Annotated in this window: 14 protein-coding genes; 9 read left to right on the top strand and 5 right to left on the bottom strand. The window is 42.2% G+C overall.

Annotated elements, in window-relative coordinates; all coding sequences use genetic code 11:
* Window positions 1–12: 12 nt before the first annotated feature.
* The 4 genes from pckA to G3341_RS00425 all read right to left on the bottom strand — a co-directional run bounded on the left by pckA (window position 13) and on the right by G3341_RS00425 (window position 5,377).
* A complete protein-coding gene (gene pckA / locus G3341_RS00440; RefSeq protein ID WP_154622045.1) occupies window positions 13–1,632 on the bottom strand; it encodes a phosphoenolpyruvate carboxykinase (ATP) in 1,620 nt (539 codons plus the stop codon).
* 204 nt (window positions 1,633–1,836) lie between these two features.
* Complete coding sequence (hslO, locus tag G3341_RS00435) at window positions 1,837–2,709, bottom strand: Hsp33 family molecular chaperone HslO (protein WP_163860476.1); 873 nt, start codon at window positions 2,707–2,709, stop codon at window positions 1,837–1,839.
* 112 nt (window positions 2,710–2,821) lie between these two features.
* On the bottom strand, window positions 2,822–3,232 hold the full coding sequence (hslR, locus tag G3341_RS00430; RefSeq protein WP_163860475.1) for a ribosome-associated heat shock protein Hsp15: 411 nt from the start codon (window positions 3,230–3,232) through the stop codon (window positions 2,822–2,824).
* A gap of 51 nt (window positions 3,233–3,283) precedes the next feature.
* Entirely contained in the window at window positions 3,284–5,377 is a 2,094-nt protein-coding gene (locus tag G3341_RS00425) for an IgaA/UmoB family intracellular growth attenuator (RefSeq protein ID WP_163860474.1), read from the bottom strand.
* 430 nt (window positions 5,378–5,807) lie between these two features.
* Here G3341_RS00425 and nudE point away from each other — a divergent pair, with 430 nt between their 5' ends.
* Window positions 5,808–6,359, top strand: a complete 552-nt coding sequence (gene nudE / locus G3341_RS00420; RefSeq protein WP_154621841.1) for an ADP compounds hydrolase NudE — start codon at window positions 5,808–5,810, stop codon at window positions 6,357–6,359.
* 119 nt (window positions 6,360–6,478) lie between these two features.
* Here nudE and mrcA read toward each other — a convergent pair whose 3' ends face one another.
* A complete protein-coding gene (gene mrcA / locus G3341_RS00415) occupies window positions 6,479–9,010 on the bottom strand; it encodes a peptidoglycan glycosyltransferase/peptidoglycan DD-transpeptidase MrcA (protein WP_163860473.1) in 2,532 nt (843 codons plus the stop codon).
* A gap of 116 nt (window positions 9,011–9,126) precedes the next feature.
* Between mrcA and pilM the strand changes: the two genes are divergently transcribed.
* The 8 genes from pilM to dam all read left to right on the top strand — a co-directional run bounded on the left by pilM (window position 9,127) and on the right by dam (window position 16,418).
* Window positions 9,127–9,969, top strand: coding sequence for a pilus assembly protein PilM (gene pilM, locus G3341_RS00410; protein WP_163860472.1), 843 nt, complete (start codon window positions 9,127–9,129; stop codon window positions 9,967–9,969).
* Window positions 9,956–10,495 (top strand): PilN domain-containing protein, encoded by a 540-nt coding sequence (locus G3341_RS00405; RefSeq protein WP_163860471.1) that lies wholly within the window; start codon window positions 9,956–9,958, stop codon window positions 10,493–10,495. Before pilM ends, G3341_RS00405 begins: the two co-directional genes overlap by 14 nt.
* Complete coding sequence (locus tag G3341_RS00400; protein ID WP_154621845.1) at window positions 10,488–11,036, top strand: hypothetical protein; 549 nt, start codon at window positions 10,488–10,490, stop codon at window positions 11,034–11,036. The genes G3341_RS00405 and G3341_RS00400 overlap by 8 nt, the downstream gene beginning before the upstream one ends.
* Complete coding sequence (locus G3341_RS00395) at window positions 11,029–12,069, top strand: secretin N-terminal domain-containing protein (RefSeq protein WP_163860470.1); 1,041 nt, start codon at window positions 11,029–11,031, stop codon at window positions 12,067–12,069. The genes G3341_RS00400 and G3341_RS00395 overlap by 8 nt, the downstream gene beginning before the upstream one ends.
* A gap of 503 nt (window positions 12,070–12,572) precedes the next feature.
* Window positions 12,573–13,094: a shikimate kinase AroK gene (aroK, locus tag G3341_RS00390; protein ID WP_154621847.1), complete on the top strand. Its 522-nt coding sequence runs from the start codon at window positions 12,573–12,575 to the stop codon at window positions 13,092–13,094.
* Window positions 13,095–13,128: 34 nt separating this feature from the next.
* The gene (aroB, locus tag G3341_RS00385) at window positions 13,129–14,217 is read left to right on the top strand and encodes a 3-dehydroquinate synthase (protein ID WP_154621848.1); all 1,089 of its coding nucleotides are present in this window, start codon (window positions 13,129–13,131) and stop codon (window positions 14,215–14,217) included.
* Between the two features lie 327 nt (window positions 14,218–14,544).
* Window positions 14,545–15,453: an SPOR domain-containing protein gene (locus G3341_RS00380; protein WP_163860469.1), complete on the top strand. Its 909-nt coding sequence runs from the start codon at window positions 14,545–14,547 to the stop codon at window positions 15,451–15,453.
* Window positions 15,454–15,533: 80 nt separating this feature from the next.
* A complete protein-coding gene (gene dam / locus G3341_RS00375) occupies window positions 15,534–16,418 on the top strand; it encodes an adenine-specific DNA-methyltransferase (protein ID WP_154621850.1) in 885 nt (294 codons plus the stop codon).
* Window positions 16,419–16,425 lie beyond the last annotated feature (7 nt).

Here is a 16,425-nt window from a genome sequence, read left to right as displayed (position 1 = left end):
CTCAACACGTTATTACAGTTTAGGACCTGCTTTAACCAGAGCCTCACCCGCTGGGGTATCTGTATACTTATCGAAGTTTTTCACGAAACGGTCAGCTAAATCTTTCGCTTTCTCATCCCATTGTGCTTTGTCAGCGTAAGTATTACGTGGGTCAAGAATGTTGGTATCTACGCCCGGTAATGCTGTTGGCACTTCCAGATCAAAGATAGGCAGTTTAATGGTATCTGCTTTCTCGATATCACCGCTTAAGATAGCGTCAATGATGGCACGAGTATCTTTAATAGAGATACGCTTGCCCGTACCATTCCAGCCTGTATTCACTAAGTAGGCTTTCGCACCCGCAGCTTCCATACGTTTAACTAATACTTCTGCATATTGTGTTGGGTGCAAGGACAGGAATGCTGCACCAAAACAGGCAGAGAACGTTGGTGTAGGCTCTGTTACGCCACGTTCAGTACCGGCTAATTTCGCAGTGAAGCCAGATAGGAAGTGGTACTGAGTTTGTTCTGGCGTCAAACGTGAAACAGGAGGTAATACCCCAAATGCATCCGCCGTTAAGAAGATAACTTTAGTGGCGTGACCCGCTTTAGAGATAGGTTTAACAATATTTTCGATGTGGTAAATAGGGTAAGAAACACGGGTGTTTTCTGTTTTTGAACCATCATCAAAGTCAACACTGCCATCGGCCAGCACTGTGACGTTTTCTAATAATGCATCACGCTTGATAGCACCGTAGATGTCCGGCTCAGCTTCTTTAGATAGGTGGATAGTTTTCGCATAGCAACCCCCTTCAAAGTTGAACACGCCATCATCATCCCAACCATGCTCATCATCACCAATCAACTTACGTTTTGGATCTGTAGACAGCGTCGTTTTACCTGTACCAGACAGACCGAAGAAGATCGCCACATCGCCCTCTTCACCAACGTTAGCAGAGCAGTGCATGGACGCAATGCCTTTCAGTGGAAGCAGGTAGTTCATCATTGAGAACATACCTTTCTTCATTTCACCGCCGTACCAAGAGCCACCAATTAGCTGCATACGTTCAGTTAAGTTGAAAGCAACAAAGTTTTCTGAATTCAGACCTTGTTCTTTCCAATTTGGGTTAGTGCATTTTGCACCATTCATCACAATAAAGTCTGGTTCAAAACCAACCAGTTCAGCGTCAGTTGGACGAATGAACATATTTTTTACGAAATGCGCTTGCCAAGCCACTTCCGTGATAAAACGTACTTTTAAGCGAGTGTCTGCGTTCGCACCACAGAATGCATCAACAACAAACAGGCGCTTACCTGACAGTTGTTCAGTGACCAAATGCTTTAAATGACTCCAAACTTCTTGGGTCATTGGTTTGTTATCGTTTTTACCTTTACCTTGGTCTGCCCACCAAACGGTATCACGGGTCACATCATCACGTACAATATACTTATCCTTTGGAGAACGACCTGTAAAAATACCGGTATCAACAGCGACAGCACCTAGTGTGGTCACCGTTCCACGCTCATAGCCTTCTAATCCAGGTTTAGTTTCTTCCTTGAACAACAGCTCATAACTCGGGTTGTAAACAACGTCAGCTACATCGTGAATGCCGTACTGTTCGAGTTCCTTAGGGGTAATACTTTTAGCGCTCATTATTATTGCTCCTGGTAATCATAACTAATCTACAGATGATCATAATTCTTTACGACTAATTAACAGCGATAGCTATCAAAGAATTGAAAATGTATAATTTTTTTTAATTCATTATGAGACTTAGAGCACGTAATAAGCCTTTAAAATTATAAAAAAAGGGTGCAAAATTGCACCCTCGTCACATAATTAGGTTGCTAAATCGTATCAGTGAAGTTGCTGATTTTGCACATTTTTTAACCCTTGAATATCGGATTCAATAAATACGTAGTGTGAGCCACAATATTCACACTCCATATCAATTTTTCCATCTTTTTGCAATATATCGATAACATCTTCTTCAGGTAACGTCATTAAGGTACTTTCACAACGCTCGCGTGAGCAAGTACAGCGAAACTCGACCGATTGCGGGTCATACAAAGTCACATCTTCTTCATGATAAAGGCGGTGTAGCACTTCTTTGACATCCAGTGCGCTCAGCTCTTCACCTTTAATCGTTGCCGTGAGTTGCACTAAGTGATCGAAAATATCATGGCTATCTTCATCGGCAGCCGGTAAAACTTGCAGTAACATACCACCAGCAATGGCCTTACCCTCTGACTCACCTACGCGGATAAATAAACGAGTAGGTAACTGCTCTGACTGCATGAAATAAGCATCAATACACTCTTCCAGCGTTTCACCTTCAATCGCAACAATCCCCTGATAACGTTCACCTTGATTTGGCGTGATCGTAATGACCATATAACCATTACCAATCATCTGCTTTAAGGTGCTTCCTGCCACAACAGGACCATTGATACGAGCAACGCCACGCATTTGTTGTAAGTTATTGCCATTAATCACCGCCAAGTTCACAGGGCCATCGCCTTGAATTTGAACAGTAATATCACCATCAAACTTTAAGGTTGCAGTCAGCAGACTCGTTGCAACAAGCAATTCACCTAATAATCCTTTAACGGCATCAGGGTAATCATGATTATTCAGGATTTGCTGAAATGTCTCGTCAACATTGATCATTTCCCCACGTACAGCATGTTGTTCAAACAGGAAACGGTGGAGTAGGTCTTGTTTAGCCATAATTTCTCTCTATTACTGATAAGGGGTTTTTGCCTAGAGGACTAAGCGACAACCTCTCTTGATTAAAACACGTTTAAATCGAATAAAATTGACCCTTCCGCGTCAACCGCCCTTAGGATGAACCGTGGGAGTTCGATTGTTTAAATTTTAGTAAGGTACGACGTTCTTTTTTATCTGGGCGTCGTTCAGGATGAGGCATCGTTAACGCATTCATCTTTCGTGCTTGCTGGACTTTTTCGCGCTGTTCGAGACTTTCTTGCGTTTCACGATAAAGCAATTGCGCCTCCGGTGCTCCTCGGCGCTGGCTACTTATCTCTAAAACCTCAATCGTTCGTTCATCATTCCCTTGCCTTAGCCTGATCAAGGCGTTTAGTTCGACTATTTTGCCCGGCTTCGTTCTTTGCCCATTATAGTGAACTTTTCCACCATCAATCATATCGCGAGCGATAGAACGTGTTTTATAAAAACGCGCTGCCCATAACCATTTATCAAGGCGAACCTGTTCTGTTGGTGGTTGTTTCATGATGTTATCCTCAATGCCAATCTTTAAAATGAGGCCTCCATCATTTAGACGTTATCTTTGATGGGAGAGATTGTCTGCCTCAAAGCACTTATCATAATACTGTTGAATATTACGTAAGCGCTTTTTGTTATTCATGATACGGATTATCACTAAAGTGCCGTTTAGTATCACACAAGCAGCGAGAAAAAGCGCAAATAAGGAGCTACTGACATACCGAGACAATACTTGTTCATCAGGTTTACTATGAAGCGTGATATGCAATGTCCCATTCGCATCGGTCGATAAATTGGTGATGATACCTTCAATATCGAATGGCGTATTAATAAGCAAGCCTGCTATTCGTTTCAGTTCCATCCAACGTTGCAGAGGAGTCATATCATTAAACGTGCTTCCCACGATAAAATCGACTAATGCCTTATTTTCATCGCTAATTAACAGCACACCACCAGGTGGGGGGCTATTAAGTTTTGCGGCCTCTTTTTCCACTTCGCCTTTGATAAACTCATATGTGGTGACTTCAACAAGGTTTTCCAAGGCCTCGGCGCTTCCTGCGCGTAATAAAACATGCGCACCGCTTAATTTACCGGTGGACGCTTTGACCACTAACGTTCCCCAATCATCTGTGCTGCCTAGGTTTATGAGGGCGTTTTTCAGTTTGGAGCACGCATTCTCTTCGTAACATAATTCATTCGTTCTCAATATTATTTCAGAAAAATCAAAAATAATATTCATCCCTGATTTCATAATGTCACGTTGTAATCGGGGGTTAACGCCAACACTGTTTTTATCAGGATGCAATTGGCTTTGCACCGTATTTAACAATCGAATGGCCCGCTCTACAATTTCTGATTCTGGATCCGGCGCTAAATTCATATTGTTCCAATAAACACCTGAACAATCAAAAGGCGCAAACTGGGCATGATTCGAGTCAGATAAATTGGGGGGGCGATAGCACATTCCAACCCCTTTCGCGACAAGACTATCACCAATCTTCAACTTGCGGGTTTCCAATTCAGCCACACTGGTGACTTTCACTTTCTCCGAGCCTTCAAGCCATGCAACGCCAAGTTTTACGGGTAAGCACATGGATTGATAGGAAAACATCAAAATTAGAACCAATAGCCCCGTTGCGAGTACCAGTAGATTTTTTTTATATCGACGATAGGGGTAATAGCGTTCCTCTTCATGCAATGACAGGTATTGTCCATGCCGTAGAACTTGCCCTGAGGCATACATATCGATATTTGTCGCTTTATCCAATTCATGATGGATATACGGCTCCCAATGGGGTGGATAATAAAGATCTGTACCACCAATAGATACCGTTGATGATTGTCTTTTATCTAATTCACCATACAGTTCCCATCGCTTCGGTTGCCCAAAAACACATTGAACATCTTGAAATTTTTTAGGAAAAACACGAAACCGAAATAGCGCCAGCAACCCAATAACAAAGCAGAGAAAAGCGCCTACAAATCCCCACGACTGCACAACAGGAATTGCCACTAACGCTAAATACCCAAGTAAGAAACTGAGGCAGATCAAAATAGCGCCAAACCAACCTGAAGAATGATTTAGCTGATGTTCTTCTAGTGTCTCCTTGCGTACACGCAATAGCTGGACATTAGGCTCCCCTCTTTCATGAATAGCCGCCTCTGGCGTCGTGACTTCAGTCGCTTCTTCTGAAGACCATTCATAATTAAAATCTTTTAGCGAAAAGCCATTTAGCGAAATAATTAATGGCAAATGGTTAGTTTCCACTAACTCCATGACATTTTTTTGCTGTAAATAAGGCTCAAGCTGCTCGGGAAGTTTAACCTCAATGGTATCAATAAAATAACGCCAGCCATTCGTCTGTTCTTGCCGTAAATTAAAGCGAGTCACCGAATTACAGACGGTGGCAATCACGGCATTTTTCTTCAATTGCCACGGATTTTGCTCAGAGCCTTGGGGAGAAAAAAGATTGGTGCGTAAGTACTGTGAGATAATCTGATAATCAGAGTCGATCATCTTGCGAAAAGAGGGTTCAGCCTGAGAAGGGATCTGATAGACGCCAGAATTCCGCCCCCGCCTGAAATACAGAAAGGAAGCCATTATAGTTAGGCTAATTATTACAATAGCCGTTATAATGACGTAATTAAGCATTTTTTCCCCAATGAAATAATATCAAGAAAAGCATAGCAATCACTACGCTGCCGCTATATAAGCCAATTCCTATTCTCTTTTTAATTTTTATGTTAATTTACAATATGTTGTAATTAAAAATTTTTATTTATTAATCTGTGCTATTTTTATACGCTGATATATACATAAAATAATTCAATCTGTATGTTGGCACACGCCCAACTCACACTATTTGATATAGGAACTTAGGTGACTTGAACCTTTGAGCACTGTACTCTATTTACCACACCAGTCCTATAACTTGAAGCGTGTTGGCTATACTAACAGCATTTTATCAACCCGATAATCTCTATTAATTTTTTTTGATATAAGCCATAGTTAATAACCGTGTAAAAGCGATGTTTCATCAATCGCCTATTTTTTTATTCATTCACCCTATTCGAGAACCATTATGACAGAGCTTAAAAAGCCAAAAATTTTGAATATTCAGGATGTTGCTCATTCCAAATTATTCAGCATCCAATCTGTTGACCTCGAGTTTAGCAACGGTGAAAAACGTATCTATGAAAGAATGCGCCCTGGAAAACGTGAAGCTGTTCTCATCGTTCCTCTCATAAATGACAGCTTAATCTTAATCCGAGAGTATGCCGTCGGTATTGAAGATTACGAGCTAGGGTTCCCTAAAGGCGCTATCGATCCGGGCGAAACACCAATTGAAGCTGCACAACGCGAGCTAAAAGAAGAAATTGGTTTCGGTGCAAACCAGATCACACAAGTTGCCAAGCTCACCATGTCACCATCTTACTTTTCGAGTAAGATGAATATACTTATCGCGAGTGACCTGTATAACGAAAAGCTGGAAGGTGATGAACCAGAACCTTTACAACAAGTTAGATGGCCAATTGCCCGCATGATGGAGTTGCTTGAGCATCCGGACTTCAATGAAGCCCGTAATATCAGCGCACTATTTTACCTTGAACGCTTCTTAAAAAATCGTAGCTAGCGTCACATCGAACTTTAAATAATCGCTTAAAAATAAATAGGAAAATCAATATAACGATTTTCCTATTTAACGATCATTTTATAACCACCTCTTCACCGATTACAAGGTGAAGCAGCACATTAGAACAACTCTTGGCTTTCACCACTCTCTTCAATAATGGTGGTACCGACTTCCTGAATGGCATGCTCTTTCGGCTCAGTTCCCTCAATAAAGTACTCTTTACGTGAACTACCTAGCTTACCTGTGCGGCTATCGATAGACACCGCAATAATCCCTTTCGGTGGTTTCATCATCGTAACAGGAACGCCTTCTAAGATAGATTTCATGAAATCATCCCATATTGGCTGAGCGCTCTTCGCACCAGCCTCACCGCCACTGATAGCTGTACGGCCTAAAGTACGTTTGTTATCGTCAAAACCAATCCAAGCTGACGCAACAACATCGGGGCCATAACCAGAGAACCACGCATCTTTCGAGCTGTTTGTCGTTCCTGTTTTGCCACCAATATCACGACGCCCACCTAAATCTCTTGCTGCGCGCCAACCCGTACCTAACCAACCGGGTTCCCCGTAAATGTTGGTCATCATCGCATCCCTAATTAAGAAAGCTAACGGCGTACTAATCACATGAGGTGCATACTGATTTTCAGTCGTGGCCTCTTCAGGGCTCGCTGCTGGTACATCCATTGTTGGCTCTTGTGCAGCAAGTTTATCATCCGATTGAGTGACTTCTTCAGTAGACTCATCATCAATACCTTTAAGTGCTATCGTCCGCTCAGTATTGCCATACACAACTGGAATATCCGTACAATCAGGGCAGGCTATTCTTGGTTTCGCTTCAAAAAGTACCTCACCCTCTGCATTCTCAATTTTTTGAATATAGTAAGGATCAATCAGATAGCCACCATTCACCATCACCGCATAGCCTCGCACCATCTGCATTGGCGTAAATGAAGGTGCACCTAGCGCTAAGGCTTCAGTTCGATTGATATTCTCGGCAGGGAAGCCAAAGCGTGTCAGATAATCGGCCGCATAGTCAACGCCCATAGCTCTCATGGCGCGCACCATCACTACGTTCTTCGACTCACCTAACCCTTGTCTTAAGCGAATAGGGCCTGCATAACGCGGCGGTGAATTTTTAGGTCGCCAGTCTGACCCTGCCCCTGCATCCCAACGGCTGATAGGCACATCATTTAACAGTGAGGCCAGCGTTAAACCTTTATCCATTGCAGCTGTATATAAGAAAGGCTTTATATTTGAACCAACTTGGCGCAATGACTGAGTAACACGGTTAAATTCACTCATGTTAAAGTCAAAGCCTCCCACCAATGCAATGATGGCACCGTTATTTGGATTTAGCGCAACAAAAGCCCCATTTACCTCAGGAACTTGCCCCAACCACCAAATATCCTTCACCTTACGGATCCAAATTTGCTCACCCGCGTTGATCACAGAGTTAACTTTGCTGGGTGTTCCGCCTTGCTGAGTATCTGAAATAAACTTACGAGCCCAACGCACTCCTGCCAGCGTGATGGTTTCTGTTGACCCGTCCGCCAATTGTACCGTGGCTTCACTGGCCGTAGAGGAAAGCACAACAGCCGGTAATAGTGGGCCATAAACAGGGGATTTTTTAAGTTTTTCGATGATTTGTTCTGTCGACCAAGCTGGCTCTCCTGCTGTCCACAACACTTCAGCGGGCCCGCGATAACCATGACGAACATCATAATCAATTAAATTATTTCGTACCGCATCAGTGGCTGCGAGTTGGTCTTTACGTATAACCGTTGTGTAGACCTTGTAACCGTCAGTATACGCATCTTCACCATGTTGCTCATACAATGTCTGACGCGCCATTTCAGCGAGGTAAGGCGCTGAGAAATCGATTTTGGGTGCGTGATAAGATGCCTCAATTGGCTCACTTTTTGCCTGTTCATATTCTGCTTGGGTGATGTATTTCTCTTCTAACATACGCCCCAGAACGACGTTACGACGGCTGATCGCTTTTTCATAAGAGAATAAAGGATTTGAAGTTGAAGGCGCCTTTGGTAAACCCGCAATCATCGCGATTTCACTCAACGTCAACTCATTGACTGTTTTACCAAAATACACATAGGCTGCTGCGCCCACGCCATAAGCACGGTTACCAAGGTAAATTTTATTGAGATACAGCTCCATGATCTCATCCTTGGTAAATAACTGCTCGATTCTTACGGCCAGAAACGCTTCTTTTACCTTACGCATCAACGTTTTTTCTGGGCTTAAGTAAAAATTTCTAGCTAATTGCTGAGTGATGGTACTCGCCCCTTGAGAAGCATGACCCGATGATGCCATCACCGTAACCGCTCGGAAAATACCGACAGGGTCGATACCATGGTGTTCATAAAAACGGCTATCTTCCGTTGCAATAAAGGCATTGACCATGAGGGGAGGAATATCAGCTAATGGCAACGGAATACGGCGCTTCTCACCATATTGTGCAATTAATTCACCATCAGCACTGAAGACTTGCATCGGCGTTTGTAAGCGGATGTCTTTCATTGTTGCGACGTCAGGTAACTCATCTTCGACATATTTGTACATGCCAAAAATCGAAGCGGTTCCCAAAAAAATGCAACAAATAACAATAATAAAAAAATATTTTACGAACTTCACCGGATAATTCCCATACTCAACAGACAGGAGGGTTTAGATATAGCTGGCGCGTAGTATAAAGCTTATACAGCTCAATAGAAATCGTAATTTATTTGTTGATGATAAGGAAATTATCTATGTATTCACAAAAATGGAACATCGGCATCGACCTTTTTCAAACAACGATCCGGCTTGTTGCCGCAAAGCAAACCCGCAAACGCTGGTACTTATGTGAATGTTGGCAACAAAATATCCCGAACGAAATCAGCGGCCAATCTGAAAATGACAAACGTGATATCCTACAAGAAATTTTAATACAATGGCGTCGGAAATTACCTAAAAATTGTCATGTCTCAATCGCTTTTTCCTCCTTACGGACACTCAAACAGCAAGTTCCCCTACCTGCGCAAGTCACATTAAAGCAACCTGAGTTAGGTTGGTATCTACAAACCCGTGCTGAAAAACTTTTTCCGCTTAATTCAGAAGAGTTAGTTATCGACTATCGAGTGATTAACAACTGTGCTTATTTAAATGGTGTTCGTAAGTCTGAAATCATTTTTTGGCAAAACTTGTTGCATGAAAGTGGTTTCTTACTGGCCGCTATCGATGTTGCGCCTTGTGTTTTACGTTATATTGCGCGACATGCTGGGATACCGGATGAAAGCTGGCTATTACATTATCGGCAAGGGGAGTGGCTATGGTCAGGCCCTGTCAGTCAACCCGCGAGTTATAACCAAATTCAAGAGAATGAGCGTTCAACGCTCTCACAAATGATTTCTCAACTCCAAGAAGAAAATACCGCGCTGAAGCTTCCTTTCTATTATATCGGTGATCACCACCAAGCTCAGACAATACAATCATGGAACTTATTACAGGCTTTCCATCATCATACCGCTAAAATCCCTCACCAGCTGGGGGAGTTTGTTATCGCAGCAGGGTTAGCACTACGCCATAAGGATAATGAACATGTATCAAGTTAATTTTTTACCTTGGCGACAACAAAAAATGGCAGCTAAAAAACGCTATTGTGTAGTGTTATGCCTCTTTCAAAGTTTTTTCGTCATCGTGTGCATGATTTATTTTTCAGCGCAACAGCAGTTGGAACTGCGACAACGACAAATCACTAAGACACAACTTACCCAGCAGGTCACACACAATCAGCACCATATTCAACTGGTTACAGAAAAACACATACAGCTCACCAAGTGGCAACGCTATCAAGAGAGCTTAGCTCGACAAGCACAACGTAACTCATTAAGGCTAAGTATCTTGCATAAACTGCCAGAACTTACGCCACCCAAAAGCTGGTTAGCGTATTTTTCACTCACAGACAAACATTTCGAGATAGCGGCAAGGAGTTATGATCCTCATGATATTCACCAGTTAATCACGCGATTAGAAAACAGCCCATTACTACAAAAAATACAGCTCATAAAAATGGAGAGGTCAGAAAAAATTAATTACCTACATTTGAGCGCGAACTATTTGGAAGGTACAGATGAATGAGAGCACTTCAGCATTTTGGTATCGCCCGTTTTGGCAACAATCCATCCCTTTTTGGGCGGTAATGAGCCTAATCTTGCTGGCCTATTTTCAGTTTTATTGGCAAGAAATCGAATATCAACTGACCGAACTGAAAAATGAAACTCAGCACCTTGCCGTTCAGTCACAACAAAAGGAAAAAATACGGCGACAGCTTCCATCGCTACAACAACTTGACCAACAACTTATCGAACTAGAACAGAAATTTGCATTAGCGAAGCAAGATTCAGCACAATTTATCACCTATTTGCAGCAAATTGTCACTCACACCAATGTCGCACTTAAACGCTTACACCCATCAACAAATAGGGAGAATAATGAACAACGCTATTTCATTGAAGTTCAAGGTAATTACCCTGAAATCTATCATTTTATTGATAATCTTATATCAACGTTATCCCACCAAACAGGGGGAGTTTCTGAGGTAAACTTTCAGTCTAAAAACGGGCAATTAACCGCAATATTAACTATTACATTTATCAAGGATGATATTATTAATGAATAATAAATTGCTTTTTGTGGTCACCATTCTTTTGATTTCATTGAAGGTTACAGCACAAGAGATGCGCGACCCCTTTATCCCTCTCTTAAAAGAAGCGAATGGCAATGAAACGGTATTAATCTCAGCAAAAAGTACACCGCAAAAAATTGTGGCACCACTTGTCGAAAAAATTTTTACGTTAACCTCGGTCAGTGCAGATACAGCCCTGCAACAGTTACAGCAGACGCACACCGCTTTATTATCAAATGAAGGCTTCGCAACCAGCCATTCTATTACCAATAGCTTAGTGATCAAAGACACGGCAATACGCCTAAAATTGATTGAAGACTGGCTAAAGCAATTAGATGTCCCTAAGCAACAAGTTCAAATCACGGCACATATCATCAGCAGTAGTCGAACAGCTCTGCAAGAACTCGGTTTAGAGTGGGGAATGCTGTCAGGAAGCCCTAATAATAAACGCTATCAACGTTATAACCGATATGATTCAACTCAGGGACAATTCAACTTTAACCTACTGCGACTGGGTGAAGGTTTGTTAGAGCTAAAGCTGAACGCATTGGAAAAAGAAAATTTACTTTCTATTATTGCGAGTCCTCGTTTGATGGCATCACATAAGCATCCAGCGAGTATTCAGCAAGGCACAGAGATCCCCTATGTGACCAGTACTGAAAAGACAACTAACGTACAATTCAAAGATGCCGTTTTGGGAATGGAGGTCACCCCCACCCTTTCACGCGGTGATCAGGTTGAATTATTACTGAAAATTAGTCATAACTCGCCAGATACCGCCCTTACAACAAGTGAAAGCAACTATTTAGCGATCAACAAACAAGAAATCGCTACATCCGTCACGATCCGCAATAATGAAACACTCATACTTGGTGGGATTTTCCAACAGAAGCAAGAGAAAACAGAAACAGGTTTCCCTTTTTTATCAGACATCCCTCTTCTAGGAAAATTATTTACTAGTACGGGTAAACATATTGACCGTAGAATTCTTGTGGTTTTTATCACGCCAAAGCTTATCAGTATCTAGATAAAAAAATAACATTGATACTTCAAGTAGTTGAACAAATATAAAGGAAATGTCAGTCGAGAAAATTATTTTTTATGCCATAAACCTGCCGGATAAATTTGACGCTGACGCCGTTTTAGCATACAAGGTTATCCATTGAGTGTTCTAACTATCCGTAGATTAAAGAACAAGCTATCAGCCGCTGATAAAATAGCCGCAATCAATTTGCTCTATAAATTAACAGGTCCGCTGTTTCTTTTATGCGGCGGTAATGCTGTTAAAACTCATTTTGAACAATACGTTAGGCAAAATAAACGGCGTAGCAAAAGAAACCAGTAACACAAGTGTGGCACTTTGTTCGCTCAGTGCCACATTTATATAGTTGCAATTCAGGTTGATGTATTGAGATAATTTTCTTATCTGATCTCACTTATCATTCATGAGGTTTCAGTTTAGGTCCCGTCGCTAATTCGATTGGCGGGGCGGGTTATCATTAACGAATAATCGTAGTAATACCAAAAAACATGGCAGAGAAACGCAATATCTTTCTGGTTGGACCGATGGGTGCCGGCAAAAGTACTATTGGTCGTCAATTGGCTCAACAGCTTAATATGGAGTTTTTTGACTCTGATCACGAGATTGAAAAACGTACAGGCGCAGATGTAAGCTGGGTCTTTGACCTAGAAGGCGAGGAAGGCTTCCGCGATCGCGAAGAAAAAATCATCAATGAGCTTACCGAAAAACAAGGCATCGTGCTCGCAACAGGTGGCGGTTCAGTAAAATCGAAAGAAACTCGCAATCGCCTATCCGCTCGTGGTGTTGTTGTGTATCTCGAAACCACTATCGAGAAGCAGTTGTCTCGAACTCAACGTGATAAAAAACGTCCACTATTACAGGTAGACGAACCTGCACGTGAGGTTCTCGAAAAACTGGCATCTGAACGCAACCCAATGTATGAAGAGATCGCTGATATCACTATTCATACTGATGAGCAAAGTGCCAAAGTTGTGGCGAGCCAAATCATCGAGCTGTTAGAAAAAAACTAACTTAACACCCGTAATGGCTACAAGGTAAAGCAAGATGGAAAAAATCACTGTTACGTTGGATGAACGTAGTTATCCAATCACTATTGCCCCTGGTCTTTACAACCAACCAGATGCTTTTTGGCCTCTTAAAGCAGGTCAACGAGCCATGGTCGTGACCAACGAAACACTTGCGCCCATCTATCTCGATAAAGTCACGCAAGCCCTTAAAGCAATAGGAGTAACAGTCGATTCCATCGTTCTACCTGATGGTGAACAATACAAATCGTTGTTCATTATGAACGATGTATTCACTGCATTACTTGAAAAACACCATAATCGCGATACCACCCTCATTGCTCTTGGTGGGGGAGTTATCGGTGACCTAACAGGTTTCGCTGCGGCAAGCTATCAGCGTGGTGTACGCTTTATTCAAGTCCCCACGACGTTACTGTCACAAGTTGACTCTTCCGTTGGTGGTAAGACTGCGGTTAACCATCCATTAGGTAAAAATATGATCGGGGCATTTTATCAACCCGCCTCTGTCATCATTGACCTTGATTGTTTAAAAACGCTACCAAAGAGAGAGTTTGCCTCTGGTCTCGCCGAGGTCATCAAATATGGCATCATTCTTGATGGTGAGTTTTTTAGCTGGTTAGAAGAAAATATCGATGCCTTGATGGCATTAGATAACCAAACAATGGCTTACTGCATTCGTCGTTGTTGTGAATTAAAAGCGCAAGTGGTCGCTGCTGATGAAAAAGAAACCAGCGGGTTAAGAGCATTACTTAACCTCGGTCATACTTTTGGCCACGCCATTGAAGCACATATGGGCTATGGTGTCTGGCTGCATGGTGAAGCCGTTGCTGCGGGTATGGTCATGGCAGCGAAAACAGCAGAACGCATAGGAACATTCACAGCGCAACAAACACAGCGCATCATTACGCTGTTAGAACGTGCACAATTACCCGTTACCGGCCCAGAGCAAATGCAACCCGATGACTATTTACCTCACATGCTAAGAGATAAAAAAGTCATGGGCGGAAAATTGCATTTGATCTTACCAACCACCATCGGACATGCAGAAATGCGTTCAGATGTTGAAACACAAGTCGTTCAAGATGCAATATCTTCCTGTTTACCCTAAAACCTGAATCGCCTTTGAGCAATTATCAACCAGAAGCATTTTAAAACCAGCCAGATAACCTGAGGTTTTAAAATGTTTCTGGCAGATATGTCTTAAAGTCGTTAAATTATACGCTATGTCTAAAGTTTCAGGTTACAACATTCACTTAAACACTTAGACTTTTAGACATGTCATGTCCATGTCGTATTTATCGTATGCAAACGATATGGCAAGTATAAAACTATCCTTTGCAACATTGCGGGTATACACTATTTACTCGTTAAGAGGCCGTAATGAAAAGAGAAATTTTATCTCGATCACAAGGCAATTTTTATTCGGGAGGGCAAAATGGACGAATTTAAACCAGATAATCAGCCTCAAGCACAGAATGATCTGCGGCCTGATGCATCCGACCGTCCAACTGGTCGTAGCCGCCCATCACCAGCAGCAAAACCCAAATTAACACTATCACGTCAGCATATCATGATCGGTGTTGGTGTTTTAGTTTTGTTATTACTGATTATCGCCATTAGCTCAGCCTTAAAGGCGCCAACGGAGCATGAAAGACAGCAAGCGACGACGTCCTCATCGAATGAGCGTAACATCGATTTATCAGGTTCCTCGTCGCTCAGTGCTAATCAGGGTCAACAAGGACAAACACAAGAAATTAATGTCCCCTCTGTGAACCCAACCCCAACACAGGGTACTCAGCAGCAACCACAAAATGGTTATGGTGAACGAATTGAGATCCCAGGTGATGTTGCCGATGCTTTGAATCAAGGACAAACACTTAATCAAGGCGCCCAAAATACACCTGCACAGAATATCGCACCACCACCAGTGGTTCAGACGCCACCTGCATCAAAACCACAAACTACGCCGGTGAAACCTGAGAAACCACAGACAAAGCCTGTAGAAACCAAACAACCTGTTCAGACTAAGCAGCCAGCAAAAACCACAACGGCAAATAACGCTCAAAGTGGTAATTTAATGTCTGCTCCAGCAGGTAACTATACATTACAGTTAAGCAGTGCAAGCCGCTCAGATACATTAGAAGCTTTCGCTAAACAACATAAACTCAATAACTATAAAGTTTATAAAACAATCCGTAATGGGCAAACTTGGTATGTTCTGATCCACGGAAACTATCGTTCTGTTAATGAAGCTAAAAGCGCTATTGCGACTTTACCAGCAGAAATTCAAGCGAAAAAACCATGGGTTAGAAATATGAAGCAAGTTCAACAGGATCAAAAATAACAACGTTTTATCGCGGGCGCATTATGCTGTCCTGACAGAGTACCTAATACGACTCTAAACGTTTGTAATAATAAGACGGCATGAAAAAAACACGCGCTTTTTTGAAATGGGCTGGCGGTAAATACCCTCTAGTGGAAGATATTAAAAAACATCTTCCACAGGGTGATTGCTTGATCGAGCCCTTTGTAGGGGCAGGCTCTGTTTTTCTAAACACCAGCTATGACGCTTATGTCCTAGCGGATATCAACAGTGACCTAATTAATCTCTACAATACGGTAAAATACCGGACTGACTCTTTTATCGGGGAAGTTCGTCAGATCTTTACGCCTGAATTTAATACTGCTGAGCAGTACTATCTGAAGCGTGAAGAATTTAACCAATCTACAGACCCTATCAAACGTAGTGTATTATTTTTATATCTGAATCGTCATTGCTACAATGGTCTATGCCGTTACAATTCACGTGGTGAATTTAACGTTCCATTTGGCCGTTATAAAAAGCCTTACTTTCCAGAAGAAGAGCTACTATGGTTTGCCGAAAAGGCTCAAAAAGCCACCTTTGTCACTCAACACTACGAAAGTACACTCTTGTCGGCACCATCAGGTTCCGTGGTTTACTGTGACCCACCGTATGCCCCATTGTCTGAAACAGCAAACTTTACGGCATACCACACCAATGCATTCAGTGCGCAAGAACAACAAAATCTTGCTCGCCTAGCGCATTATTTGTCTTCAGATCGCAAAATTCCGGTTCTGATTTCAAATCATGACACGCCAGCAACCAGAGAGTGGTATCATCAGGCTAAATTACATATAGTCAAAGTGCGTCGAACAATCAGTCGAAACATACTTAATCGTAATAAAGTCAATGAACTATTGGCATTATATAATGAAGAACCCGCACTAAAATTGCCAAAAAAAACGGATAAGACAAGCACCAAACGCCTTTCGTCCGGCGTGGAATGACTCTCGG

Source organism: Providencia vermicola, assembly GCF_010748935.1.
GTDB classification, from domain to species: Bacteria; Pseudomonadota; Gammaproteobacteria; order Enterobacterales; family Enterobacteriaceae; genus Providencia; species Providencia zhejiangensis.
This window is presented reverse-complemented; position numbering and strand designations above follow the sequence as displayed.

Bases quoted from the DNA above. Each gene is read 5' to 3' on its own strand.
- hslR (WP_163860475.1), bottom strand. From the start codon at position 3,232: ATGAAACAACCACCAACAGAACAGGTTCGCCTTGATAAATGGTTATGG.
- G3341_RS00425 (WP_163860474.1), bottom strand. From the start codon at position 5,377: ATGCTTAATTACGTCATTATAACGGCTATTGTAATAATTAGCCTAACT.
- dam (WP_154621850.1), top strand. From the start codon at position 15,534: ATGAAAAAAACACGCGCTTTTTTGAAATGGGCTGGCGGTAAATACCCT.
- G3341_RS00400 (WP_154621845.1), top strand. From the start codon at position 10,488: ATGAATGAGAGCACTTCAGCATTTTGGTATCGCCCGTTTTGGCAACAA.
- G3341_RS00405 (WP_163860471.1), top strand. From the start codon at position 9,956: ATGTATCAAGTTAATTTTTTACCTTGGCGACAACAAAAAATGGCAGCT.
- pckA (WP_154622045.1), bottom strand. From the start codon at position 1,632: ATGAGCGCTAAAAGTATTACCCCTAAGGAACTCGAACAGTACGGCATT.
- aroK (WP_154621847.1), top strand. From the start codon at position 12,573: ATGGCAGAGAAACGCAATATCTTTCTGGTTGGACCGATGGGTGCCGGC.
- aroB (WP_154621848.1), top strand. From the start codon at position 13,129: ATGGAAAAAATCACTGTTACGTTGGATGAACGTAGTTATCCAATCACT.
- G3341_RS00395 (WP_163860470.1), top strand. From the start codon at position 11,029: ATGAATAATAAATTGCTTTTTGTGGTCACCATTCTTTTGATTTCATTG.
- G3341_RS00380 (WP_163860469.1), top strand. From the start codon at position 14,545: ATGGACGAATTTAAACCAGATAATCAGCCTCAAGCACAGAATGATCTG.
- pilM (WP_163860472.1), top strand. From the start codon at position 9,127: ATGTATTCACAAAAATGGAACATCGGCATCGACCTTTTTCAAACAACG.
- nudE (WP_154621841.1), top strand. From the start codon at position 5,808: ATGACAGAGCTTAAAAAGCCAAAAATTTTGAATATTCAGGATGTTGCT.
- hslO (WP_163860476.1), bottom strand. From the start codon at position 2,709: ATGGCTAAACAAGACCTACTCCACCGTTTCCTGTTTGAACAACATGCT.